Raw genomic sequence first — 23,418 nt, 5'->3', positions numbered from 1 at the left:
GGCGCCCGCGCCGGCACTCTCTCCGCGCCAGCCGGGCCGCACTTCTCCCGGCTCCCCTCTGCCTCTGGCGCCGATGCACCAAAGGGGTTGCGCTCTGTGCAAAGCCATGACTTGAATGCGCGCACAGGGATGCGGCGGCGACCTGGAGCTGTGGAGGTGATGCGACGGTTCAGAATTGGCAGTGCGGTCTACGAGGAGGGAGCGCCTGACCTGCAGGCGGCGCTGGCGAGCGCCCATGCCCGCACCGAGCGTCCGCTATGCCTGTGCCGCGAACCAGGCTGCCCGATGTACGTCGCCCGCATCGGCGACCTTCATCTGATCAAGCGCATGCCGCTCAGCGGCTGCGGGCATGATCCATCCTGTGATTCATATGAATCGCCTTACGAACTGTCCGGCCTGGGCGCACTGATGGGCAACGCGATACAGCTCGATCCGCAAAGCGGCATGGCGGCCCTCAAGCTGGACTTCAGCCTGTCGAAGACGGGGAGCCGCGCGGCATCGGTGCCTGCCGGCCCAAACTCCGCCAGCGTAACCGCAGACCCCAGGAGGATGTCGCTGCGTGGTCTCCTTCACTATCTCTGGCACGAGGCTGAACTGACGGTCTGGACATCCCGATGGGCCGGCAAGCGACATTGGTGGAATGTCCGCTGGCATCTGCTCGAGGCTGCCGGGCAAATGACGGTGAGGGGCGGACCGCTCGCGGATATCCTGTTCGTGCCCGAGCCGTTTCGCGCCGAGAATAAGGAAGCGATCGAGCAGCGTCGCAACGCGGTTCTCGGCACGGCGCTCCCGCCAAAAACCGGTCCCCGAAAGTTGCTTGTCCTGGTCGGCGAGGTGAAGGAGATCGTGCCCGCCCGATCCGGTCAGAAACTCGTCATCAGGCATTTGCCCGGTTTTCCCTTCATCATCGATGATGCATTGCATCGCCGCTTGCAGGCGCGTTTTGAGAAAGAATTGTCGCTGTGGGCAGCGGATTCCAGCTCACATCTCATGACGATCGCGACGTTCGGACTGAACCCGGCCGGCCTCGCCATTGTCGAGGAGATCGCGTTGATGGTGGTGTCCGAGAACTGGATTCCCTACGAGACGATCCCGGAGAAAAGGCTCGTCGATGGGCTGGCTCGTCTTCGCGAGAAGAGCGTGAAGGCATTGCGCTTTGACCTGCAACCCGACCAGCCGATCGCCAATGCGTTGCTTCAGAACAGGGACGAGCCGACAGCGCTCTTTGTCGTTCCAGCCGGAGCGGACGAGACCTTTGAAGCGTCGCTCGATGAAATGATCGCCGCGCGTCCGGAGATCGGCTCCTGGGTATGGCGGGTCGGCGAAAGCGATATGCCGCCGCTACCGCCTTGAATGTCGGCGGAATTTCCGTCGCTGCTTCAGTATGCCTTAGGCCAGGCCCAGCTTTTTCTTGAGCTCGGTATTTTCCTTGCGCAGACGGTCGGCAAGCAGGCCCTTCAAGCGCTTGTTTTCTTCTTCGAGCGCGACAAGATCACGGAGATCGTCGCTGTCTGAAGAAGGCGCGGCAGCCCTCTTCCAATAATAGTAGGTCTGCTCGGATATGCCGGCCTGGCCGACCGCAATCTTGCTGGTCGCGCCGCCAGCGATCGATTTCTCGATCTGGGCAAGCTTCTGGGAGCGTTCCTTCTCGGAATATGTCTTGCGGGCGGTCTTCGCTGCCGCGGGAGCTTCCGCAGCTGGGGGCGTAGGTTTCGCTCCGTTCTTGCGGACCGGCTTTACGAGCTCTGCCTTCGCTTTCTTTGCTGCCGGAACTCTCTTCTTGGATTCAGGCACTTTCACTTTGGCTGGAGCTACTGTCGTCTGAACAGTCTGAGCGTCCTGAAAATCGGCCACGATATACTCCGCTAGTGGTTTTTCTCCTTCTTCAGCATCAAGGGGTCTTATACTGAAGTCAATGACCTGGGAATTTGGAAGCTGAGCAGCATCAGCCGGCTGCGTCATCTCCGTGGCAATTTTGGACAGGTCGAGATCGCCCCAGATCGAATGGCTTGGCTTTTGCTTGCCGCGCCTCTGTTTCACTTCCACGATGAATGGCCGGATCTGGCGCTTCATAGTCTGTTCCTGATGTGAGCATGACTTGCAAGCCAAGTCGTTTGTTCGTGTTAGCGAGTACCCGACGTATCGCTTTCGTCGTGCTTTATCGGAGAAACCCCGCAACGAGCAATCGGTGTGTCATGGGCCTAGGGCAACCGGCTCAATCAACGGGGCAAACATGCCTACGGAGAGAGAGTTGTCTCATACACGCCATGGCTCAGGCGTCTAGCCGGCGGAGTGCGATGACTGTGCACAATCCGGCTGGAGCGATTGCAATCCCTATTTTCTTGGGAACTAATCTTCTCATGGCGGCGGATGAGCTGGACGCGCTTGTTTTCGGGATGGCGGTCGACAGCGTTCGTGCGCTTTCTGTTCCTTTCGCGGAAAAAGTCGCAGAAATCGCCCACAGAAGTCACGGCGTCCTGCTTTTCAATTTGCGCATCGATGGCGACATGGAACTTCAGCGCGTCGCCGCCATCCGGTATCCAAGTAATCAGACAGGGGTTCTGGTGCTGGATAAGCAGGGCTTGTTAACCAGCCATTGCATGGTCAATGGCACTTTCTCCAGCTTTATCGCTCCGTTGGAGGACTGGAACACGCTGCCGCTCGCAACGCAGGCCAGGACGAGTATTGCCGGCTCGGCCAGCCTGTTCATCGGCGCTTTACGTAATGCCGGATACCTCCCGCGTGGCAGGCACTGACCCCAAGTTTTGCTGAGGGCCAGATGCTTGTATCCTAGGGGCAGTTGGCCATACGGCCTCGCATGTCTCACCAGCTTGAGGATGGGCCGTACGCGGGTGCATCCATTGAGCGAAAGTCGGTCACCGTGATGGAGACGCTTCGCCGCCGAGGCGCGGTTCTCGTAGATTGCCCATCGTCGTCGTCCTTCGTCAGCTCCGACGCAATCGGACTTTGGACAGGAACTCGTCGATCTCGAGATCCGAGAGATCATCGAGCAGCTTGAAGGCAGCATCATGCCTTCCGGCGCCAATGAGAATCGTGCGTTTGCCGTGATGTTCTGCCCACCCGGTCTCGGGATCTGCATTTCGGGGAATGCCCCTGCGTTCGACAGGGGTCATGTTCCAGATCGCCTCGAGCTTTTCCGCGCGGGTCATGCTATCGCTCGCGCCGGTCTCGTGGGCGATGATGGCGGCGCGCATCTTGTCTGGCGACTGCCGATCCGTGAGATCGCAGAACCCGTGAAACCAGCGCTCGCGCCCGCGGATTCGGATCGCGAAGAATACGCTGGTCACGTTACCGGCCTTATACTCTGACATGCCGAACATGCCGGTTCGCATGAAGAGCGGCGGCAGCAAATCGAGCATGAAATGGTATTCTGACGCGGGGATCTCGAACCACTCGGCTGAATAGGGAGTGCCGGAAAGCGGATCGATGCCGGGAGCGTCTTTGTGACGGCTGAACAGTTGGAACATCTGCTCGCGGGTGGCGACGCCGTCGAGCACCTTCCTGAAGGGTGGACGTGCGGTCATAAGGTTCTCCTGAAGCCAGATCAGCCACGCGCGGCATCACCCCGCCATGGCAACTGCTTGGTGTGTTGTGGCTGGCGACGGGCCGAGCCTGCGGCCGGCGCGTGCATCGGCGATGTGGGGTTTGCAGGGGTTCAGGCGGCGCGTCGTTCGGAGGAACACGAAGCGTCTCGACCAACCCCGGTTATGGCACGGACGGCGGCGGCGAGCGCCGGGATATCGTCAAGCATGCCGAGTACAACGAAGTGGTTGGCCCCGCCGGTGTAGTCCTTACGGCCCTTGCAGGGGCGGATCAGGATACCGTGACCTGAGGACAAACCGAACTGGCCGACCTGGATGTAGGCGTGGTCATGGTGCAGGGTAATTTCACCGCTAACGGCGATGCCCGCCTTGTTCGAGCGCAGGGCAAAGCTGCCCGATGGCAGGTTTAATTCAGCGGCGAGTTTCTTCAGCCGTGAACGGGCTATCGTGTGGAAACGTCTCTTCTGCTCGTCGTAGGAGCAGCTTCTGTTCCAGTCGAACATGTCGATCTCCATCAAACGAAAGCGCCCGGGGTCGCGATGGCGATCCCGGGCTCGAGAGTGAGTTGGAACTGAAAAGGGCCCGGCGGGAGTGCCGGGCCCTGTGCGAGTGTGAGGCCGGTTATTCGGCGGCCTGGAGGTGGTCCGCCTCGTCGCTGTCTATGGTCACCGGCTCATCGGAGGACGGATCCGCATCGTCGGCGAGGAAGGCCGGCAGCTCCGCGGCATCGCCGTCGAGAGCCGCTTCCTCCGCCATGTCGCCGGCGGCCGCGTCGCCAGCATCGGCAGACCCTTCATCGACCTCAACGCGCAGCGGCTCTGGCAGCCAGTTCGATCCTTCGAGAAGACGGGCGGCTTCACGGGCCATGATGTCCTTCTTCATGTGGTCGATCAGCTGCGCGGAGTCTGCGCCACGCGCTTCACGGACAGCCTGTAGAATCCGCGCCTTGGTGAGCCTCCCGAGGAACTCGACCGTGGGCGTCCAGCCCGCGTCGACCATGTCGAACTGGAGCGAGCGGCCAAGCACGTCTGCATGCTCGAGCGCCTTCGCTCGCCTGTTCCAGGGTTCGACCACCGCGTTGAGGGTCAGCGAGACGCAGTGCGCGAACAGCGCCTTGCGGCTTGCTTCATCGAGGCCGAGAAGGAAGTCCCACAGGCTTTCCGCCTCATCGGGCAAATCGCGGTCCCAGGCTTCGTGCCGCTCGGCGATCTCCTTGGCCCAGGATGTCTCGGCAAGACCATCGACCTGGCTGAAGCTGCCGCTCTTCAGACTGATCTCCAGGCACGTGTCCGGCGCGAAGCGATAGAAGACCTGCAGGACGAACGCATGGAGTGCGGCGACGAAGGCGATGTCGATGTCACCTGCGAGCGCGTTGCGCAGTGCCAGCGTCCGCTGCGCGGTCAGGTCGAAGACGAGCCGATCGGGCAGTGGCTTAATACCATCGTCCTCGCCTTCGTCGCCAGAGGCGTCGTTCACCGGCTGGCCGTTGACGACAACACAATCGCCATCGTCGTCGCCATTGGATCGGGTTTCGCCGTCGGCGCCCCCTTCCTCGCTCTCATCGACCTCGCCGGTTTCGGTCCGTGGCTCATCCTCGGACCGAACGAAACCGGCGTCGACCTGGAGCTTACCGTTCGCGGCAAGCGTAACGAACACCCCGGCAATGGTCTTCTGGGCGGGATCATAGCTTTGAGGACGATCATCGATCGCATCGAGCTCGGCACCCAGCTGGTCAAGCTTCGCCTCGATTGCCTCGTCGGTCTCCTCTGCCTTGGCATAGTCCGCATCCAGCTTGTCGTATTCGGCCTTCAGCGCGTCGTAGCGTTCAATCTCCTCGGCGCTAAGCTCCTGCGCCTCGGCGTAGATACGCCGCATGCCGGAGGTGTGGCCATAGGGAAAGCTGATCGCCGCCTCGACCCACTTCCAGCCTTCGGCGCGGATTGTCTCGGCATCCACTTTCAGCCTGTCGAAGACAAGCTGCTCGAGGAGTGCGGCATCCTGGAACCAGCCGCCGGAATCCTGCTCGAACAGGTCGCGAAGGATGATGCCGCCAGCCGCCTCATAGGCTTCCGCGCCGACATAGACGGCCCGGCGATCGTCGGCCCGGACCGTCGTCTCCGTCAGCAGGCGCCTGATGTAATAGGGTTCCTGCATGTGCGAGCCGGATATCCGTTCCCAGACCTGCTCCTGGCGTGCGTGATCGTCCGAGATCGAGAACGCCATGATCTGTTCGAGCCGGATTTCGTCCTTCTCGTAGAGATCGAGCAGCCTCGGTGACACCGATGCCAGCCGCAGGCGCTGCCTCACCGTCGCCGGCGATATGAAGAAGCGGGCACCAATCTCCTCGGGATCGAGGCCCTGGTCGCTGAGGGCCTTGAAGGCCCGGAACTGGTCGAGCGGATGCAGGTCGGCGCGCCGCAGGTTTTCAGCAAGCGAGTCCTCCTCGGCCGAGGTCTCCTGCCCGCGGTTGACGATGCAGGGGATTGGCTCGTTCTTCGCCAGGCGCTTTTGCTTGATGAGGATGCCGAGCGCGAGATAACGCCGCCCGCCGGCGGGCACCTCGAACGTGCCGGTCTCCTCGCCCTCACCGTCGAGCACGGGACGGACGTTCAGGCTCTGGATCAGCTTTCGCCGTCCGATGTCTTCGGCCAGCTGCTCGATCGACACGCCGTCCTTGATGCGCCGAACATTTTTCTGCGACAACACTAGCTTGTCATAGGGAATATTCTCCGCGGCGTTCATCGCTATCTTCTGGTTGGCGTTCTTTGCCATGGTTAGGTTCTCCATAACGGGCGGCCCGGGGCCTCTCCCCGAACCTCCAAGCCCGTCAGCAACCCTCCCCTCCCCCCTCTGCCTCCAGGCCTCACGCCAGCGTCGCCTCCCGACTTGCAGGCTCGACATGAAGCGCTGCTGGTTTCGGCTCGCGGATCTAGACGCGGCCGAGCCGCGCCCGAGGCGCCTTCAGCATGTTGGCGTCACCGCGTCCTCCCACGAGAAAAGCGCCGTCCACTTGCTCCGAAGGACCGCGCTGGGATTGATGGAGACGGCCCGGAGGCAGGCCGGCGACGAGAGTTTTCGTTGCCGGCCTGCGCAGGATCAGGCGGCGAAGTCGAGAAGCTTCTTGGCTTTGCCCTCCATGTCCAGACGGGCATCCTGATGAGGCTTGTCGCGCGCGACCCGTGTGATGCCCTGCACGAAATCAAAAATCGATTCCGGTGGTCTGCCTTCCTCCATGAGAACAGTGTCGATGATCTTCGTGGTCTCGGACTTGGAGAAGCCGCGCTTGCGCAGGAAGCCCTGGCGATCTTCGTCGTCCCGGGCAACAATCCGTTGCCGCGCCGTCTTGATGCCGTTGACGAATGGCATGGGCGAGGAATCGGCAAACTGGATCAGCGCCGGCTCGGCTTCCAGGGCGAAACGGGAGGCCGCGTATTTTGAGTGGCGGATGGTGATTTCCTAGAAATCTTCAACGCCCCACAGATTGCGATTCTGACAAACCGCGCGCAGATAAAAGCTGGCGATCCCGAGGGTGCGGGCCCCGACTTCGGAATTCCAGCAGTAGAAGCCGCGGAAATAGAGATCCGGTTCCCCATTTGGCAGCCGCCCGGCCTCGATCGGGTTCAGATCGTCGACGAGGAACACAAAGATATCGCGATCTGACGCGTAGAGCGTCGTGGTGTCGCGGGAGATGGCGACGTGCGGATTGTAGATACCTGTCGACCAGTCGAGCACGCCGGGTACCTTCCAACGCGTGTCGCCGGTACCGTTGCCGGCAATCTTCTGCACGGCGTCCACCAGTTCTGAGTCAAATATTCTGCCATAATCAGGGCCTGTTACCGCCCGCAACTCGAGGCGTCCGTTCTCGATTTCCAGCGTCTTCACCTGCTCGGCGCGGTGGTTGAGGAGACCGTGCTGAAGGTTGATCGCGGCGAGCGGGGCTGGAAGCTGCCGCAGATAGGTGGCCGGTGCGCCGACCAAACTGGCGAGTTGGCCAAAACTCCAATGCGTGGGGGCAACAGGGGCAGGCGCATCGGGCAGCATTAGCCTTAGGCGCTCCGGATCGTCGCGGCTGGCCTCGACGCGGATCAGCTCACTTTCGACGATGCGGGTCTTGCTGCGCTCCGACCGGCTCTTCACCGCATTTCCAAGGTCGTTGAGCGACAGGTATCGCTCGTCCGCCGGCCGGTTGAACCATTCTGACGACACGCGGCCAATACGCTGGCCGCGGCTGGGGTCGACCTTGTAACCGGCACGCTCGTTGCGCTTGGGCGCAAGAATTTCCATCTGGGTCATGGGTGTTGCTCCTTGGCGGGCGCCGGGAGACTCTCTCCCGGACCCTTACCCGCCACCGCAACCCGCCCGCCTCCTTCCTCTCCGGCACCAGCGCGCCACTATCAGCGTTCGCCATTGGGGCAGCCGCCGCTTCAAGGCTGGCACCCAGGAAGGAAGGCTCGGCCTTCAGGAAAGCTCGCGCCTCGGGACTTAAGCGCCGCTTCACATTCCGGACGCGACAGAATTCCGCTGTGCTTTCTTGCCCACCAAGACTTGGACCGATCCGGATTTCAGGTAACGGCGTGCTGAGATTGGACAGGCAATTGTCTTGAGATTGAGCAACTGCAAGTTCTCTTCGAGCTTAGCCCATACATGTATGAATTGACCCAACGTCATGATACGCGAAGATCGGTACCGAAGTCGGAACTGAGAGAGTGATTGCATGTCGAGCAGGTTCGTCCGGCCCGTGGTGGTGCAAATTGGCCGGCATGACCGTGAGCGCGTCATATTCGATGTGAACGACGCAGCCACGATCCTGCTGCGAAGTGTCCCTCATCCGACGGAGAAGGGAAAACTGGCCATGGATGCGTGTCTTCAGGTTCTGCGTGGCGAAGCCCCGACGCCGGTAGCGAGACGAGCCTTCGTTGCAGCGGCGTTAGAAGCGAAAATCCTACGCAGCGACTGAGGTCCAAATGCTATTGGCCGGATGGCCGGCGAGATCACCAAGTTCGGCTTTTTGGTTCAAAATGCGAGCACCGCCTGTGCAGATGCTTCGCGAGGCTTCGAAACCACGAACGTGCCGGCAGGCAACGGCCGAAGTAGCTCTCCCTCCAAGCCGGTCCGGTCGAGCCAAGCCATCCGCTGATCGCGCCGCAGCACTGCCATCTGCCGGTCGTGGAAGGGCGCCACGTCGTCGTTCGCCTCGATCGTCAGGATGGCATAAGCCTCAGGCCAGTCCCGTGTCGCCGGGCGCCAGACTCCAGCGAAATAGAACCAGTCACCGTCGGCGAGCGAGAAGCTATAGGCCTTGCCCCTGCTTTGGTGCCGGAACTCGGATGCCGGAACGAGGCAACGACGACTGGGAAACGTCCTGCCCTCAGCACGCATGACGGTGAACGGCCTGCCTCTAACTTCACTGGGCTGAAGGCCCCAAGGCAGCTCTGCCATCTCAACATCGCCCCCGGAGCGCCTTATGATGACACGACGTTCGTCGAGCGATGCGTCGGAATCGAAAACCTTCGCGCTCATGGTCACGCGAACATAACAGGAACACGATCGCGGTGCAATGCGATCATACGGAGGACCGATGTGCAATGACTATCGATTGACGGTGGATGTCGCTTCGATCGTGGAGGACTTCGCCGACCTGAAGATCAAAATCCGCTTCGGAGAAGGAGCGCCGAACCTCGAGGCGCGCGAGGACATCAAGATCACGGACGTGGCGCCGATCGTCAGGACGATCGAGGGCGTCCGAGGCGAAGGTGATATGATGCAACGTCGCTGGAGCTGGCCCGGACCAAACAAGCGGCCGGTCTATAATTTCCGTTCGGAGGGCCGAGAATTCACGTCCGGTCGCTGCCTGATCGTGGCGGACGGCTTCTACGAATTCACCGATCCGGAAGACCCCAAGAAGAAGCGTAAGGACAAGTGGCTCTTCACAAAGAAGGAGGAGCCGATCTTCTGCATCGCCGGCATCTGGCGTGAAACGCCTGAGGTCGGCGAGGCATTCACCATGCTGACGATGGAGCCAGGACCCGACATCGTACCCTACCACGACCGGCAGATCGTCATCCTCGATCGCAGCGCGTGGGCGGATTGGCTCGACCCTTCGGTATCGGCCAAGCCGCTGATCAAACCCCTTCCACCCGGCACGCTGCAGGTGGAGCAAGTCGGATGAAATGACCGATCGGCGACCGATGCCGATCAGGGATGGGGCACGGGACGCACCACCTGCCGGGCCGGCTTGTCCTGCCGCTCACCTTGATACGAGACCTGACGCAGGAGATTGTCTTCCGTCCAGGTGAGATAGGCGACCTCGACCACCATTTCAGGCCTGACCCAATGGACACGCGACAGCTCAAGCGGCGAGCCGAACCGGCTCTCACGTGGCGGTGGGGCGTCGAGGGGCATTCGATCTACCTGAAGTGGCCCAAGCCGGCCAGCCAATCGCTTGAGCTCTGCAACCGTGATGCCCGTGCCGGCGCGGCCTGCGTACATCAAGCGACCATCATCGGTGTAGTAGCCGAGAAGCAGCGAGCCGATATGCGGGCGGCTTCCCGTCGGATCGGTCCAGCCGACGACGATGAATTCCTCTCTGTTGAGACACTTTGACTTGACCCATAGGCCGCGATTGCCGGATGCATAGGCGCTGTCGATCCGCTTTGAGATAGCGCCCTCGAGTGCAAGCCGGCAGGCGTGCTTGCGGAACGCAGGCCCGTCGCCGATCACGTGATCGCTGAAGCGCAGGCCAGGCATATCGGACGAAAACAGGCCTTCCAGTCGCGCCTTGCGATCTATCAGCGGCAGCTTCGCAATGCTTTCTCCGTTGAGAAACAGAAGGTCGAAAGCAAAGAAGGCAAGATCGCCCGTGCGGCCTTCGTCCATGGCGGCCTGCAGGCGGCTGAAGGAGGTGACGCCGTCTGCCCGAACGGCGCACAGCTCCCCGTCGACATATGCCTCTTTCACCGGGAGCGCGCGCAGGGCCGCTATCGTCGCTCGATAGCGATGCGACCAATCGAGGCCGGTGCGGGTGAGCAAGCGGATGTCGCTGCCGTCGATCCGCGCGTGCATGCGGTATCCGTCGTACTTGATTTCGTGAAGCCAATCGGGGCCGTTGGGCGCTTCGTCGACCAGGCGCGTCAGCTGAGGCTCGATCCATTTCGGCGGATGCGTTTTATTCGGCTTTGTGGGATTCACCGTCTTCCGCGCCAATTGAGATAAAGCGTCGTCATGCGGCCAGACTACCACATGATGACGGTATATCCGCTGCAGCTTCTATCGGAAGTCCCGCGTCTTCACCTTGATGCGGTCGATGTGCTCGTAGGGATCGACGATATCGCGTGTTTCCGGCATGCCGCGCGGATCGATGCCCGATCCGCCATGATGGGCCTCGTCACCGGGGCCGTGTGGCAATGGAAATGGCGTGTCGCGGTTTCCGACGCTGGCGAGTTCGGCCGAAAGATCGGTCAACTCGTGGGCGACGAGATGCACCACCTCCCCTTCTCGCTGGATGCGGCCGCGCACGCCGAGCATGGCGGAGGAGAGAAGCATGCGCCGGAATTTCTCGAACACCTTGACCCAGACAACGACGTTGGCGGCGCCCGTCTCATCCTCCATGGTGAGGAACATGACGCCTTTGGCCGAGCCCGGCCGTTGCCGGACCAATACCAGGCCGGCTGCTTCAAGCCATCGTTTGTCTCGGGCCTGCATGGCTTCCTGACAGGTCACGATGCGACGGCGACGAAGATCGGCACGCAGGAACGAAACAGGGTGGCTGCGCAAGGTCAGTCCGACATGGCCATAATCCTCAACGACTTCGCGACCGGCCGTCATCGATCTGAGCGCCACGACAGGCTCCTGGATCTCCGGAACGGTTTTCTGCTCGCGGGATGTCGCGGCCGCAAACAGAGGCAAAGGATCATCCCGCAGCGCCTTGATCGCCCAGAGCGCATCGCGGCGGGCAAGATTCATATCCGGCAGAAATGCGTCGGCCTCGGCGAGCTGCACAAGCGACGCCGCCGGCACGCCGGCGCGGCGCCAGAGATCGTCGACGGAGAGGAAGGGTTCGTCGGCCCGCGCCGCGACGATCGCGGCCGCGTCATCATTGGCGAGACCTCTCACCATGCGCAGGCCGAGGCGGACAGCGAAGCGATCTTCGGAATCGGTCGGCTCAAGCGTGCAATCCCAGCGGCTGGCATTGACGCAGACCGGGCGCACCTCGACGCCATGATCGCGAGCGTCGCGCACGATCTGGGCCGGCAGATAGAAGCCCATCGGCTGTGAGTTCAAGAGCGCCGCGCAGAAGACATCGGGATGCCAGCATTTCATCCAGGATGAGGCATAGGCGATCAATGCAAAGCTGGCGGCGTGGCTCTCGGGGAAGCCGTAGCTTCCAAATCCCTCCAGTTGCGAAAAGGTCTTTTCGGCGAACTCTGGCGTGTAGCCGTTGGCGATCATGCCGTTGACGAGCTTGTCGCGGAATTTCGAGACACCGCCAGTGTGCTTGAAGGTGGCCATGGCGCGGCGCAGCTGGTCGGCCTCGCCGGCGGAAAAGCCGGCGCAGACCATGGAGACCTGCATCGCCTGCTCCTGAAACAGCGGCACGCCGAGCGTCTTGCCGAGAACGCGCTCGAGCTCTGGTGTCGGAAACGTCACCTCTTCCGTCCCATCGCGACGGCGAAGATAGGGATGGACCATGTCGCCCTGGATCGGCCCCGGCCGAACGATCGCGACCTCGATGACCAGGTCGTAGAATGTCCGGGGCTTCATGCGCGGCAGCATCGACATCTGGGCGCGGGATTCGATCTGGAACACGCCGAGCGTATCGGCTTTGCGGATCATCGCATAAGTGCGCGGATCCTCGGCCGGGATCGTCGCCAGGTCGAGAGCGATGCCCTTGTGCTCGGACAGGAGATCGAATGACCGCTTCATGCAGGTGAGCATGCCCAAGGCCAGGACATCCACCTTCATGAATTTGAGAGCGTCTATATCGTCCTTGTCCCATTCCACCACCTGGCGGTCCTTCATTGCCGCCGGCTCGATCGGCACGAGATCGTCAAGCCGATCGTGAGTCAGGACAAAGCCGCCCGGATGCTGCGAAAGATGGCGCGGTGTCCCGGCAAGTTGCGCCGCCAATTCCAGGGTCAGGCGCAGCCGCCGATCGCCGAGATTAAGGTTGAGCTCTCTCGCGCGCTGCTCATCGACCGCCTCACCATGGCCCCAGACCTGCGAGGACAGCAGTTTGGTCATGTCTTCGGGCAGGCCAAGCGCCTTGCCGACATCGCGGACCGCGCCCTTGGTGCGATAGCGGATGACGGTGGAGCAAAGTGCGGCATGGTCGCGGCCGTAGGTCTCGTAGACCCACTGCATGACGATCTCGCGCCGTTCGTGCTCGAAGTCGACATCGATGTCGGGCGGCTCGCGCCGCTCTTGGGAGACAAACCTCTCGAACAGAAGGTTGTTGCGTTCGGGATCGATCGAGGTGATGCCGAGCACATAGCAGACGGCGGAATTGGCGGCCGAGCCGCGGCCCTGGCAAAGGATGTCCTGGCTACGCGCGAAGCGGACGATCGAGTTGACGGTCAGGAAGTACGCCGCATATTCGAGCGTCTCGATCAACCTGAGTTCATGCTTCAGAATGCCGATCACCTTGTCGGGAAGACCCTCGGGATAGCGGCGGGCTGCACCTTCCCAGGTCAGTTTTTCCAGCGCCTGTTGGGCGGTGAGCCCCGGCATCGTCTTTTCCTCCGGGTATTGGTAGGCGAGCTCGTCCATTGAGAAACGGCAGCGGTCGGCGATGGCGATCGTGCACGCCAGGGCCTCGGGATAATTGCTGAACAGCCGCGCCATCTCGTCGCCCGGTTTGAGGAAGCGATCGGCATGACGTTCGCGCCGGAAGCCGGCGTCATCGATGGTGACGTTATGGCGAATGCAGGTGACGACATCCTGCATCATGCGGCGCCCCGGCTCGTGGAAGAGCACGTCATTGGTGACGACGCTCGGCACGCGCATCGCGGCCGCCAGGTTTGCCAGCTCGTAAAGTCGCACCTGGTCGTTCGGGCGTCTGCGCAAGGTGAGCGCCAGATAGGCGCGATCGTCGAAGGCGTCGCGCAACCGCCGCAGCCGAACGGCGCAAAGATCATCGGCTTCGTCCGGCACCAGGACCGCGATCAGTCCTTCGCCATAGGCAACGACATCAGCCCATTCGAGATGACACTTGGCTTTTCCGGCCCGACCCTTGCCGAGTGACAGCAGCCGACAGAGACGCGAATAGGCCGGTCGGTCGGTCGGATAGACAAGGACCGACATGCTGTCGGCGAGATCGAGACGGCAGCCGACGATTAGCCGGACGCCTGTGGTTTTCGCCGCTTCGTGGGCGCGGACTATGCCGGCAAGCGAATTGCGGTCGAAGACAGCGAGCGCTTCGACGCCGAGCAGCGCGGCCTGCGCAAACAGCTCGTCGCAGGACGATGCCCCACGCAGGAAGGAGAAATGCGAGGTGACCTGCAACTCGGCATATCGGGTTCCGACAGTCATCCGAAGATCCCGTGCATGAACCATTTGTGCGATCCGGTCGCCGCATCCTCGCCGTCGCCGGCACGGAAGACCCAGTAACGTTCGCCATTCTCGTCCTCGACCTGGAAATAGTCCCTCACCGCCGCGAGCTCGGCGTCGCGTTTCCACCATTCCCCGAAGACCCGTTCCGGGCCGTCCGCACGCTTCACGCGCCGGCGAACGCCGCGCCAGGTGAAGGTCACGGGCGGATGGTCGGGAAGAAGTGCTACCGTCTCGATCGGCTCGGGCCGCGGCAGCAGCCGCGACGGTCGCGGCCAATGGCCCGGCCAGCCCTCGCCGGTATCAGGCGCCATCGGGGCAATGCGCTGAACGGAGCGTTCGGGAACGTCGCTCTGAACCGGGGCGAAGCGATAGAGCCGGCCCTCGCCGACACGGTTGGCGAGGATGTCGATCACATCCGAGACGTCCGGCTCCGGCGCCTCGGCAAGTGAAGAGATCGTCTGTTTCGCCCGCAGCGGCTCGGCGACAGTCGCGGCTAGCCGCATCTGCTCGATGCCAAATCCCGGGTCGATCGTCTCGATCTTGTCGGTGAGGAGCCGGGTCATGCGCTTCGTGTCGCGAACCGGCGTTGCTGTGCCGACACGGATCGCCTCGATGCGATTGTCGACACGGAAGAACAGAAGATCGAGCCGGCGCGCGCCAAGCCCCCGCGTCTCAAGGTCAATGCAGAGTTCCGCCACCAGCTTGCCTGTATAGCGGGCGATCGTCTCTGGCGCGCCGATCGGTTCGGCAAAATTGCGGCGTACCTCGACGATCTCCTCCGGCCGGATCGGCTCGATCGGTTCGCTCACCCTCCCAAACGCCTGGTCGAGGCGGCGACCGGGTTCCGGACCGAAACGCAGAGCGAGCGACGCGCGCGGCGTGCCGGCGAGGTCGGCGATTGTCTCGAATCCCAGCCGCCTTAGGCTGTCGATCGTCGCGGCGGGCAGGCGAAGCGCCGCGATCGGCAATGGCAGGATCGCCTGGGCTGTCTTGCCAGCTGGCACGACGATCGTGGCCCGGGTGCCGAAGCGCGCCAGCGCGTGGGCCGCACCCCCGCTGTCGGCAACCGCAGCCCGTGCGATGAGGCCCGACGCGGCAAGGCGATCCACCATATCGGTGAGCATTGCCGCCTCGCCGCCATGCAGATGGTCGGCGCCGGTGGTGTCGATGACGAGGCCGTCCGGCGGATCGGCCGTGACGATTGGCGCGTAGCGGCGCAACGCCCACAGCGCCAAGCGCTCGAGCGCGATTTCGTCGGCGTCGGGCTCAGCGTCGTGAACAATCAGGCCCGGAACAAGGGCCTGCGCCTTGCTTGCCGGCATGCCGATGCGCAGGCCGGCTGCGTGCGCTGCCGCGTCGGCGGCAAGCACAACACGGCGGCGTCCGTCGCGGCCGATCAAAACGAGCGGCGTCTCAGGCGGAGGCGCGGCGTCGCCCGATTTCCTTCTGAAGCGGTCTGTCGGCCACATCGGAAGGAAGAGCGATACGACCCTTGGCATCGCAAGCCTCCACTGTGAAATCTGCGCTCTCTCCTGCACGGCATCGGATCAATTCAAGCTGCCAGCGCGCTCGCCCGACGCCCTGAACCGGCAATGGCGTCGATGGCAACACCGACACCCGCCAGCGTGTTTCGGCGGCTGTCGGCTGGCCGAAATCCGTTGCCTCCGTCTGCCGACGCCAGCGGCGAATGGCGATGCCGATGGCGCCGGAGCTTTCGGCGGCAAGCTGAAGCCGCCGTGAGGCCGTCATCGAAAGCCGTGCAATCTCGGCAACGACAGCGCCAAAACCTCCGCGAAGACCCTCTTCGAAACAGGCGAGAACGGATTTTTCGTCGCCGGCTTCGACATAGATCACCCGTCCCGGAGGAAGGCCGGCCTGTTCGATCGCAGGCGCGAAAAGATCGGGCCGGGTAACGCACCACAGGACCTTACCAACCGTGCGCGCGGCAATACCGGCAGCGAAGAGTGCCGCGGCTGCGCCATCGACGGAGCCATTTCCGCCACCCGCGACCTCGTGCAGACCGCCAAAAACCAATCCCCCTCCCGGCAGAACCCTGTCAATCGCGGCCACTCCGAACGGCAAAACCCTACGCCCGCGTGCACTTCCACCTTCGAGACGCGCGATGCGTTCTCGAAGCTCGGAAATGGCAGCAGGGGGCGCCGATACACTCATCTGACCCTTGAAACGCGGAAAGCCTGTGATATGTTCTACATTTGTTCTCGTATCTGCCAAGAGTCAACCGGGATGATGTCTCGTGCCCCTGCGGAAGGAGGCATTCGATGCTGGGCCATATCCTTCAATGCGAAAATGCGAGTTCCATTTTTGGGCGAGTGTCCGAAACTTGTAGCATATTTCGGACTCATCCCTTGCCTTTGTCCGAAACTTGTCGCATATTTCGGACATGTCCATAGTTGAGCCCGATACCGATCTTCGCTCGCGCCTGCTTGCCCGCATTGAGTCCAAACCCGATGAGGTCTGGACCCCCGGCGACTTCGCCGATCTCGGCGCGCGCGCCGCCGTGGACAAAACCCTGCAGCGCCTGGCAGCCGCCGGAGAACTGCGCCGGATCGACCGAGGCCTCTATGACCGGCCGCGCACGAACAACCTGACTGGCCGCGCCACCGTGCCGGATTATCGCGCTGTGATCCGCGCCGTCACGCGCCGCGATCGGGCGCGCGCCGTCATCGATGGTATGACGGCCGCCAACGACCTCGGCCTGACGACCGCCGTTCCCGCCCGAATAGAAGTGCTGGTCGATGCGCGGTTGAAGCCAATCAAGCTCGGCACGCAGGAAATCCACTTCAAATACGCTGCCCCTAGCCGCCTCTATTGGGCGGATCGGCCGGGGATGCGGGTCGTTCAGGCCTTGCATTGGATGCAGGACATGCTGACCCAGAAGGGTGAACGCAAGCGTATCCAGGCGACGTTGCGTCGCCTGTTTGCCGACCCCAAGCACGGCGAGGCCATTCGCGAGGATCTGCGCGCCGGCCTCTCCGCCGTGCCGATCTGGATGCAGGAGTTCCTCCGCGAAATCCTGAGGGCGGACCCGCACGAGGCGAAGCCATGACTACCGATGCTTACCGCCAGATCATCGCGGCATCCCCACGTGACCGGCTCGACCTGTTCCTCGCCACGGCCAATCGGATCGGAGCTCCGGTGGGCAATGTCGAAAAGGATTTCTGGGTCTGCTGGACCCTCAGTTCGCTCTACCACGAACGGCCTGCGGGGGAGCCGCGGCTGCTTTTCAAGGGCGGGACGTCGCTGTCAAAAGGCTATGGCCTCATCCAGCGTTTTTCCGAGGACATCGACGTTACCGTGTTCCGCGATGATCTCGACGAGGCTGCCTCCGTCGAAGAGCTCGAGGGACTGTCGAACAAGAAGCGCCGCGCCAGGCTAGACGACATTCGGAACGCATGCCGCGCCTATATCACGGGCCCGTTGCGAGACTTCCTGACTGCTCAACTTGCCGACATCACCAACGGTGCCGGCCGGGCGGAGGTCGACGAAGCCGATGCCGATGGTCAGACCCTGCTGCTCTGGTATCCCGAGGTCGAGCCGCGTGATGGCGCCTATGTGCGACCGGCCATACGCCTCGAGTCCGGGGCGAAATCGGCGCTCGATCCCAATCGCCCCATCACGATCACGCCCTATGTCGCGGAGGAAGCGGCAGGCATTGATCTGGCCGTCGCCGACGTGACCACGATCGAGGCGACCCGCACCTTTTGGGACAAAGTGGTGATCGCCCATGGATTGCGCCGCTGGTACGAGCGGCGCGGCGAACTGCGGCAGGAAGGCCAGCGGGTGTCCCGGCACTATTATGACCTGCACTGTCTTCTCGGATCCGAGACCGGAAAGGCCGCGCTCGGCGATCTCGATCTTGGCGCCGATTGTGTGCGGCACGCACGAATGTTTTTCGACCGTCCCGACTATGACCTCGCCTCAGCAGTCCCGGGCAGCTTCGCGATCGCGCCCGCTCCAAAGATGGTGGACGCGCTCACGCGCGACTATGCCAATACGGCGGCCATGATCTTCGGCACTCCGCCGAGTTTCGGTGATATTCTGGAATCAGCACGCCAGATTGAGCAGGACATCAACACCCATTCCTAGTCGCCTGGCCACGTCGCCGGGGCATCAACGCGTTTTCGAGCAAATGGTCTGCTACTTCAAACCCGAGGACATCGAAAAACTTCACGCTGGCCGAGAGGACATGCATCGGCAGTTCGCTGAACTGCGGGATCGCTTTCTTGGTCGCAAGTATCAAACCGAGCGTGGCCACGAGTTCGCATATCATGGGTTCTCGCGGCGCCTTGGTACCATGGTCAGGGCTGTTGACATCGTGTTCGAGAAGCTCCCCCCAGAGCTGGACGAAATCCCCGAGAGGGACACGGTCGTTGACGCGACGCTGACTATCCAGGCATTCGTAATGAACGCGTTCGGGTGTCTCGATAATTTGGCCTGGATCTGGGTCTGCGAGAAGGCGGTCCTCAACGCCGAGGGCAAGGAGCTCGAGTCTCTCCGAGTGGGCCTCGGCCCGAAAAGCAAGGAAGTCCGCGCTTCCTTTAGCAAGGAGTTCCTCGCCTATTTAGACAAGCGTCAAGGCTGGATAGACAGGCATCTCAAAGGGTTCCGCGACAGCCTCGCTCACCGGATACCCCTGTACATCCCGCCCTTCATCGTCACGCCTGAGACAGTCGACATGTACAACGAACTCGAGAAGTCGAGTGGCGACGCTATCCAGAAGCGGGACTTCAAGCTCTACGACAAGCTGCAGGCGGAGCAGAGAGTCCTGGGCATTTGGCGACCATGGATGACCCAGTCGGTGACGGAGAAGTCTCCCCGCGCCGTGTTCCACCCCCAGCTTCTGCAGGACTATGTGACGATCGACGAGTTTGCCCGTGAGATGTTGGCGGAGATGGAGCGCCAGAACATCTAGTCATGAGCGAGTTCGGGCGGAACAGCGGGGGAGAGGCGGGGATAACCCATCGGTTCACTCTTTGTTCTTTTCCGAAAACGCGTGGCGAGATATAGTCTGGCGTGTCCTTTAACTGATTCCTCAGGGAGGCAGCGCGCAGATGACCGTCCAGCCCATCAATACCATGCTGCAGGGGGACAGGATTCTCAATGAACCGACAATCAGCTGCCCAAGCTGCAAGACGGAAATCAAGCTCAATGAGTCGCTCGCGGCCCCTTTGATTGCCGCCACGCGTGAAGAATACGAAATGCGCCTGGCGCAGAGCAAGGCATCGATGGCTGCCAGAGAAGAGGAGCTCAAGCGCCAGCAGGCCGAGATCGTCGCCGCCAAAGAGGACATCGCCAACCAGGTGGCTGAGCAAATCAAGCTGGAGCGTGCCGGAATCGCGGTCGAGGAAGCCCGCAAGGCAAAATTGCTGCTTTCGGTAGACTTGGAGGACAAGGATAAGAAGCTTGCCGAGCTGGAGGCGACGTTGAAAGCGCGCGACGAAAAGCTCACCGAGGCCCAGCAACAACAGGCGGAATTCCTGAGAAAGCAGCGTGCGCTTGACGACGAAAAGCGGGAGATGGCGCTGACCATCGAAAGGAAGATTCAGGAGGGACTGGACGCCGTTCGCGTCAAGGCGAGGTCGGAAGCGGAAGACGGCCTCAAAATGAAGGTTGCGGAAAAAGAGGAACAGATCGCCGGCATGCAGCGTCAGATTGAGGAGCTGAAGCGCCGTGCGGAACAGGGTTCCCAGCAGCTGCAGGGTGAAGTTCTGGAGCTTGAGCTGGAAGCCCTCATTGCCGGCCGGTTCCCGATGGACGTCATTGAACCGGTTGCCAAGGGTGAGTTCGGCGGAGATGTCCTGCACCGCGTGGTCGGACCGGCCGGCCAGCCATGCGGCGCCATTTTATGGGAGTCGAAACGCACCAAGAACTGGAGCCAGGGTTGGCTGGGGAAGCTCAGGGCGGATCAACGGGCGGCGAAAGCGGATATCGCGCTTATGATCTCCGAAGCTCTGCCTCCCGGTGTGGAAACCTTCGATCTTCTGGACGGCGTCTATGTCGCCCATCCCAAATGCGCGATGCCGATCGCCATCATGCTGCGACAATCCCTTATCGAGCTGGCGAACTCCCGCCTCGCCCAGGACGGCCAAGCCACCAAAATGGAGCAGGTCTATGGCTATCTGACCGGTCCGCGGTTCCGCCATCGCGTCGAGGCCATCGTCGAAAAGTTCTCTGATATGCAGGAGGACCTGGCCAGGGAACGCAAGGCCACAACACGCCTGTGGGCCAAGCGGGAGGCTCAAATACAAGGCGTAATCGAGTCGACCGTCGGCATGTACGGCGATTTGCAAGGCATCGCTGGAAAGGTGATGCAGGAGATTGAGGCCTTGGAGGTGCTGGCCATAGAAGCATCTCCGCCCGGTGCCGAATAGACCGGCATGCAGCTCAACAGGAAGACGATTGGCAATCTGGAGCGGCTTCCCCAGACATACCCATCGGACTCCTCGGATAGCGTAAGCAAAAGAAGCCCGCCGCACCCGAGGTAATCGTCGTCGGCCGATCGCTGTGGCCTGTCAGACCGGCCGCTCAGAGGTACGGCAGGTCAAGGGCGACGTCGGCGCGCGGATGAGAGGCATATGGAGGTGAGCCGGCAATCGAGGCAGACGAGTCATGGAAGACGCAGTCACAAGCGAAGCTGCCGGGGCTGAGAGGCCTGCGCTGCAGCGCAAGATCATCCATGTGGATATGGACGCGTTCTACGCTTCGGTAGAGCAGCGCGACAACCCGGAGCTGCGGGGCAAACCGGTCGCCGTCGGGCACGCCCTCGAACGTGGCGTGGTCGCAGCTGCGAGCTATGAGGCTCGCAAGTTCGGCGTTCACTCGGCGATGCCCTTCGTGACGGCGAGGCGCAAATGCCCTGATCTGATTTTCGTCAAACCCCGGTTCGACGTCTACAAGGCGGTCTCGCAGCAAATCCGGGAGATCTTCGCCGAGCACACGCCGCTGATCGAACCGCTTTCGCTGGACGAGGCCTATCTCGACGTGACCGAAAACATGCACGGGTTCGCCACGGCAACCGAGATCGCCGAGGCGATCCGGGCGAAGATCAAGGCGAAGACCGGCCTTACCGCCTCAGCCGGTGTCAGCTACAACAAGTTCCTCGCCAAGATGGCCTCCGATCAGGGCAAGCCTGATGGGCTATTCGTTATAACGCCGAAGATGGGGCCGAGCTTCGTCGAAGTGCTCCCGGTGAAGAAATTCCACGGCATCGGTCCTGCCACCAATTCGAAGATGGAACGGCTCAGAATCCATACCGGCGCCGATCTGCGGGCGCAGACAATGCCGTTCCTGCAGGAACATTTCGGCAAGGCCGGACCATATTATTACTGGATATCGCGTGGCATCGACGAGCGACCGGTGCACGCTGATCGCGTCCGCAAGTCCGTAGGAGCGGAGGATACGTTTGCGCGGGATCTGTTCATGATCGCGGAGGCGCACGAAGGGCTGCGTCCGCTCATAGAAAAGGTCTGGCGGTATTGCGAAAACAACGAAATCCATGGGCGCACGGTGACGCTCAAGGTCAAGTATGCCGACTTCCGCCAGATTACGCGGCGTCGAACCAGTCACCAGATCATCCGCAGCCAAGCTGAGCTACAGAACATGGCATTTGGCCTCCTCGATCCTGTTTTCCCGGTCGAGAAGGGAATTCGGCTGCTTGGCGTGACGATCTCCTCGCTTGAGGCTGAACTGGTCTCGGAAGAGGTTCAGATGAGTCTTGCAATCTGACAACTCGATCTTTTCTTGAAACGTCGCGCGACAGCCGATTAGCTCGTTGCAGACATGCGCGCTGCCGGCTAGCGCGCGCCGTTGCCGGATGGAGGGAGCATGGCACGACGAGAACTCTCCCGAGAGGAATTGTTTGCGCTGGTTTGGGAGAAACCGACCCTCGAGATCGCCAGGGATCTTGGCCTGTCAGATGTGGCGATCGGGAAACTGTGCGCGCGCCTGCAGGTGCCAAAGCCTCCACGCGGCTATTGGGCCCGCGTAGAGGCCGGGCAGACACCGCGCCGTCCGCCGTTGGCGGCCTTCCGCGAGGAGCTCGAAGCGAAGCGACGGGACGCACTGCGCGCAAAGGCAGCAGGCTCGCTTTCGAAGCTTCAGCGGGAATTCTATGAAGCTGCCTTGACCGATCTCGCCAGCCGCGGCGTCGATGTCGATGCGGCACAACCTCGGGGAAGCAGGCTGCCGGATATTGATCCAGACCTTGCGGCACAACTCCTGGTCGCCATCCAGGATCGTTGCCAGGACTGGGTCGGAGAGGGGAAGATCGCCACACGCTGGGGTTCTTCAGTCCGCAGCAGCGTGGCCAGCCTTGTAGACCGGCTGCTACCGCTCGCACGACCGCAATTGCTGGTATTCGAAACCGAGGGCCGCCGACACACCTACGTTGCGAGCGGGCCAGTCATTTTCATCCGCCTGACCGCGCACCTGCAGGGTCGGATAGTGGCCCTTACCGGAATGGTGCGGGACCACAAGCTCCAGCATGTGGTGATGCCGCTGACGGCGGCCGATCATGCCTGGTCGGCGCATCATCTCTATGCACCGGGCTCGCAGATGTTCCTGGTCAGCTGGCTCTGCGTATCCGCAAGCGAGATCTGGGTCGAATGGAGCTGCAAGGCATGGCGCGAGGAAGATGCGCCGGAACGGTTCACGACCGGTCGGATCAATCTACGTGCGGTCATGCCGATCGATTTCATGCCAGTACGGGAAGCAACTCTTTCTCCGGTGGTATCCACTGCAAAGGTTGAACCCTATCGCGAGCGCCTTCTTGCACTTCTGGAAGCCGAGCGGGTTCATGAGATGATGAGCCATGCCGCCTACTCGATGGAGCGGGACGTGCCCGGCGAGATGCTGGCATTGGCGGACCGGATATTGTTTGGAGACAAGAGACCGTTCCAGGCCGCGCGGGAGGCCTGGCGGCACCTTGAGGATGAGCTGGAACGGTGGGAAAGGGAGCTTGAGGCCGAGCGATCCGCCCTAGCCCGATCAATCCTCGAAATCGGGCTGGGAGACATCGTCACGTCGCAGAGCCGTGGCCGGCTGTTACGGCTTTCGGTGACCGGAACTTCACTCTACGCCAGCGACGGGCATGTCACGTTTGTCATCCAGGGGATTCGTTTTCGCAAGGACGGCACACTCGGCAAGTTGCACGAAACGCTGACGCTGTCTTTCGAAGACGAAGGCAAGCGGAGGGAAAATAGGCAAAAGTGACCTTGGGGCCGTATCCTCTCAGGGAGGGAATCAACGATGTCGGCAGCACCATCCAACATTCCATCCATCTGGTCGG

General features: G+C 61.9%; 19 protein-coding genes and 1 pseudogene. 10 read left to right on the top strand and 10 right to left on the bottom strand.

What is annotated here, in order from left to right:
- The first annotated feature begins 159 nt into the window (after window positions 1-159).
- The gene (locus NKJ13_RS21305; protein ID WP_352778168.1) at window positions 160-1,353 is read left to right on the top strand and encodes a DUF1173 domain-containing protein; all 1,194 of its coding nucleotides are present in this window, start codon (window positions 160-162) and stop codon (window positions 1,351-1,353) included.
- A gap of 36 nt (window positions 1,354-1,389) precedes the next feature.
- On the opposite strand, the gene NKJ13_RS21300 is transcribed toward NKJ13_RS21305, so the two are convergent.
- Window positions 1,390-2,073, bottom strand: a complete 684-nt coding sequence (locus NKJ13_RS21300) for a transposase (protein WP_352778167.1) — start codon at window positions 2,071-2,073, stop codon at window positions 1,390-1,392.
- A gap of 224 nt (window positions 2,074-2,297) precedes the next feature.
- On the opposite strand from NKJ13_RS21300, the gene NKJ13_RS21295 reads away from it, so the two are divergent.
- Window positions 2,298-2,756, top strand: coding sequence for a hypothetical protein (locus tag NKJ13_RS21295; RefSeq protein ID WP_352778165.1), 459 nt, complete (start codon window positions 2,298-2,300; stop codon window positions 2,754-2,756).
- 189 nt (window positions 2,757-2,945) lie between these two features.
- On the opposite strand, the gene NKJ13_RS21290 is transcribed toward NKJ13_RS21295, so the two are convergent.
- The 4 genes and pseudogenes from NKJ13_RS21290 to NKJ13_RS21275 all read right to left on the bottom strand — a co-directional run bounded on the left by NKJ13_RS21290 (window position 2,946) and on the right by NKJ13_RS21275 (window position 7,856).
- Window positions 2,946-3,545, bottom strand: coding sequence for a DUF1419 domain-containing protein (locus tag NKJ13_RS21290; protein ID WP_352778163.1), 600 nt, complete (start codon window positions 3,543-3,545; stop codon window positions 2,946-2,948).
- Between the two features lie 131 nt (window positions 3,546-3,676).
- Window positions 3,677-4,078 (bottom strand): hypothetical protein, encoded by a 402-nt coding sequence (locus tag NKJ13_RS21285; protein ID WP_352778161.1) that lies wholly within the window; start codon window positions 4,076-4,078, stop codon window positions 3,677-3,679.
- Between the two features lie 106 nt (window positions 4,079-4,184).
- On the bottom strand, window positions 4,185-6,335 hold the full coding sequence (locus tag NKJ13_RS21280; RefSeq protein WP_352778159.1) for a ParB/RepB/Spo0J family partition protein: 2,151 nt from the start codon (window positions 6,333-6,335) through the stop codon (window positions 4,185-4,187).
- Between the two features lie 324 nt (window positions 6,336-6,659).
- Window positions 6,660-7,856: pseudogene (locus NKJ13_RS21275) on the bottom strand (DUF932 domain-containing protein).
- 421 nt (window positions 7,857-8,277) lie between these two features.
- Between NKJ13_RS21275 and NKJ13_RS21270 the strand changes: the two are divergent.
- Window positions 8,278-8,520: a DUF982 domain-containing protein gene (locus NKJ13_RS21270; RefSeq protein WP_352778156.1), complete on the top strand. Its 243-nt coding sequence runs from the start codon at window positions 8,278-8,280 to the stop codon at window positions 8,518-8,520.
- A gap of 56 nt (window positions 8,521-8,576) precedes the next feature.
- Here the strand turns inward: NKJ13_RS21270 and NKJ13_RS21265 are convergent, their stop codons facing one another.
- The gene (locus NKJ13_RS21265) at window positions 8,577-9,083 is read right to left on the bottom strand and encodes an SOS response-associated peptidase family protein (protein ID WP_352778275.1); all 507 of its coding nucleotides are present in this window, start codon (window positions 9,081-9,083) and stop codon (window positions 8,577-8,579) included.
- Window positions 9,084-9,141: 58 nt separating this feature from the next.
- On the opposite strand from NKJ13_RS21265, the gene NKJ13_RS21260 reads away from it, so the two are divergent.
- Window positions 9,142-9,732 carry an SOS response-associated peptidase gene (locus tag NKJ13_RS21260; RefSeq protein ID WP_352778154.1) on the top strand — a complete coding sequence of 197 codons (591 nt, stop codon included), beginning with the start codon at window positions 9,142-9,144 and terminating at the stop codon, window positions 9,730-9,732.
- Between the two features lie 26 nt (window positions 9,733-9,758).
- On the opposite strand, the gene ligD is transcribed toward NKJ13_RS21260, so the two are convergent.
- The 4 genes from ligD to NKJ13_RS21240 all read right to left on the bottom strand — a co-directional run bounded on the left by ligD (window position 9,759) and on the right by NKJ13_RS21240 (window position 16,283).
- Window positions 9,759-10,751, bottom strand: coding sequence for a non-homologous end-joining DNA ligase (gene ligD / locus NKJ13_RS21255; protein ID WP_352778152.1), 993 nt, complete (start codon window positions 10,749-10,751; stop codon window positions 9,759-9,761).
- Between the two features lie 78 nt (window positions 10,752-10,829).
- Complete coding sequence (locus tag NKJ13_RS21250; protein ID WP_352778151.1) at window positions 10,830-14,090, bottom strand: error-prone DNA polymerase; 3,261 nt, start codon at window positions 14,088-14,090, stop codon at window positions 10,830-10,832.
- Window positions 14,087-15,610 carry a Y-family DNA polymerase gene (locus NKJ13_RS21245; RefSeq protein WP_352778150.1) on the bottom strand — a complete coding sequence of 508 codons (1,524 nt, stop codon included), beginning with the start codon at window positions 15,608-15,610 and terminating at the stop codon, window positions 14,087-14,089. The genes NKJ13_RS21250 and NKJ13_RS21245 overlap by 4 nt, the downstream gene beginning before the upstream one ends.
- A complete protein-coding gene (locus tag NKJ13_RS21240; protein WP_352778147.1) occupies window positions 15,525-16,283 on the bottom strand; it encodes an ImuA family protein in 759 nt (252 codons plus the stop codon). Before NKJ13_RS21240 ends, NKJ13_RS21245 begins: the two co-directional genes overlap by 86 nt.
- A 229-nt stretch (window positions 16,284-16,512) precedes the next feature.
- Between NKJ13_RS21240 and NKJ13_RS21235 the strand changes: the two genes are divergently transcribed.
- The 6 genes from NKJ13_RS21235 to NKJ13_RS21210 all read left to right on the top strand — a co-directional run bounded on the left by NKJ13_RS21235 (window position 16,513) and on the right by NKJ13_RS21210 (window position 23,342).
- A complete protein-coding gene (locus tag NKJ13_RS21235; RefSeq protein WP_352778145.1) occupies window positions 16,513-17,178 on the top strand; it encodes a DUF6088 family protein in 666 nt (221 codons plus the stop codon).
- Window positions 17,175-18,218, top strand: coding sequence for a nucleotidyl transferase AbiEii/AbiGii toxin family protein (locus NKJ13_RS21230; protein ID WP_352778144.1), 1,044 nt, complete (start codon window positions 17,175-17,177; stop codon window positions 18,216-18,218). Before NKJ13_RS21235 ends, NKJ13_RS21230 begins: the two co-directional genes overlap by 4 nt.
- A gap of 43 nt (window positions 18,219-18,261) precedes the next feature.
- Window positions 18,262-19,044, top strand: coding sequence for a hypothetical protein (locus tag NKJ13_RS21225; RefSeq protein WP_352778141.1), 783 nt, complete (start codon window positions 18,262-18,264; stop codon window positions 19,042-19,044).
- Between the two features lie 139 nt (window positions 19,045-19,183).
- Complete coding sequence (locus NKJ13_RS21220) at window positions 19,184-20,503, top strand: DUF2130 domain-containing protein (protein WP_352778139.1); 1,320 nt, start codon at window positions 19,184-19,186, stop codon at window positions 20,501-20,503.
- Window positions 20,504-20,741: 238 nt separating this feature from the next.
- Window positions 20,742-21,857: a DNA polymerase IV gene (gene dinB, locus NKJ13_RS21215; RefSeq protein ID WP_352778138.1), complete on the top strand. Its 1,116-nt coding sequence runs from the start codon at window positions 20,742-20,744 to the stop codon at window positions 21,855-21,857.
- Window positions 21,858-21,986: 129 nt separating this feature from the next.
- Complete coding sequence (locus tag NKJ13_RS21210; RefSeq protein ID WP_352778136.1) at window positions 21,987-23,342, top strand: hypothetical protein; 1,356 nt, start codon at window positions 21,987-21,989, stop codon at window positions 23,340-23,342.
- The last annotated feature ends 76 nt before the right edge of the window (window positions 23,343-23,418 follow it).

This window comes from Mesorhizobium sp. M0174 (genome assembly GCF_040322275.1).
Classification (GTDB): Bacteria; Pseudomonadota; Alphaproteobacteria; order Rhizobiales; family Rhizobiaceae; genus Mesorhizobium.
Note: the sequence above shows the minus strand (reverse complement) of the source record. Positions and strands in the feature narration are given on the sequence as shown.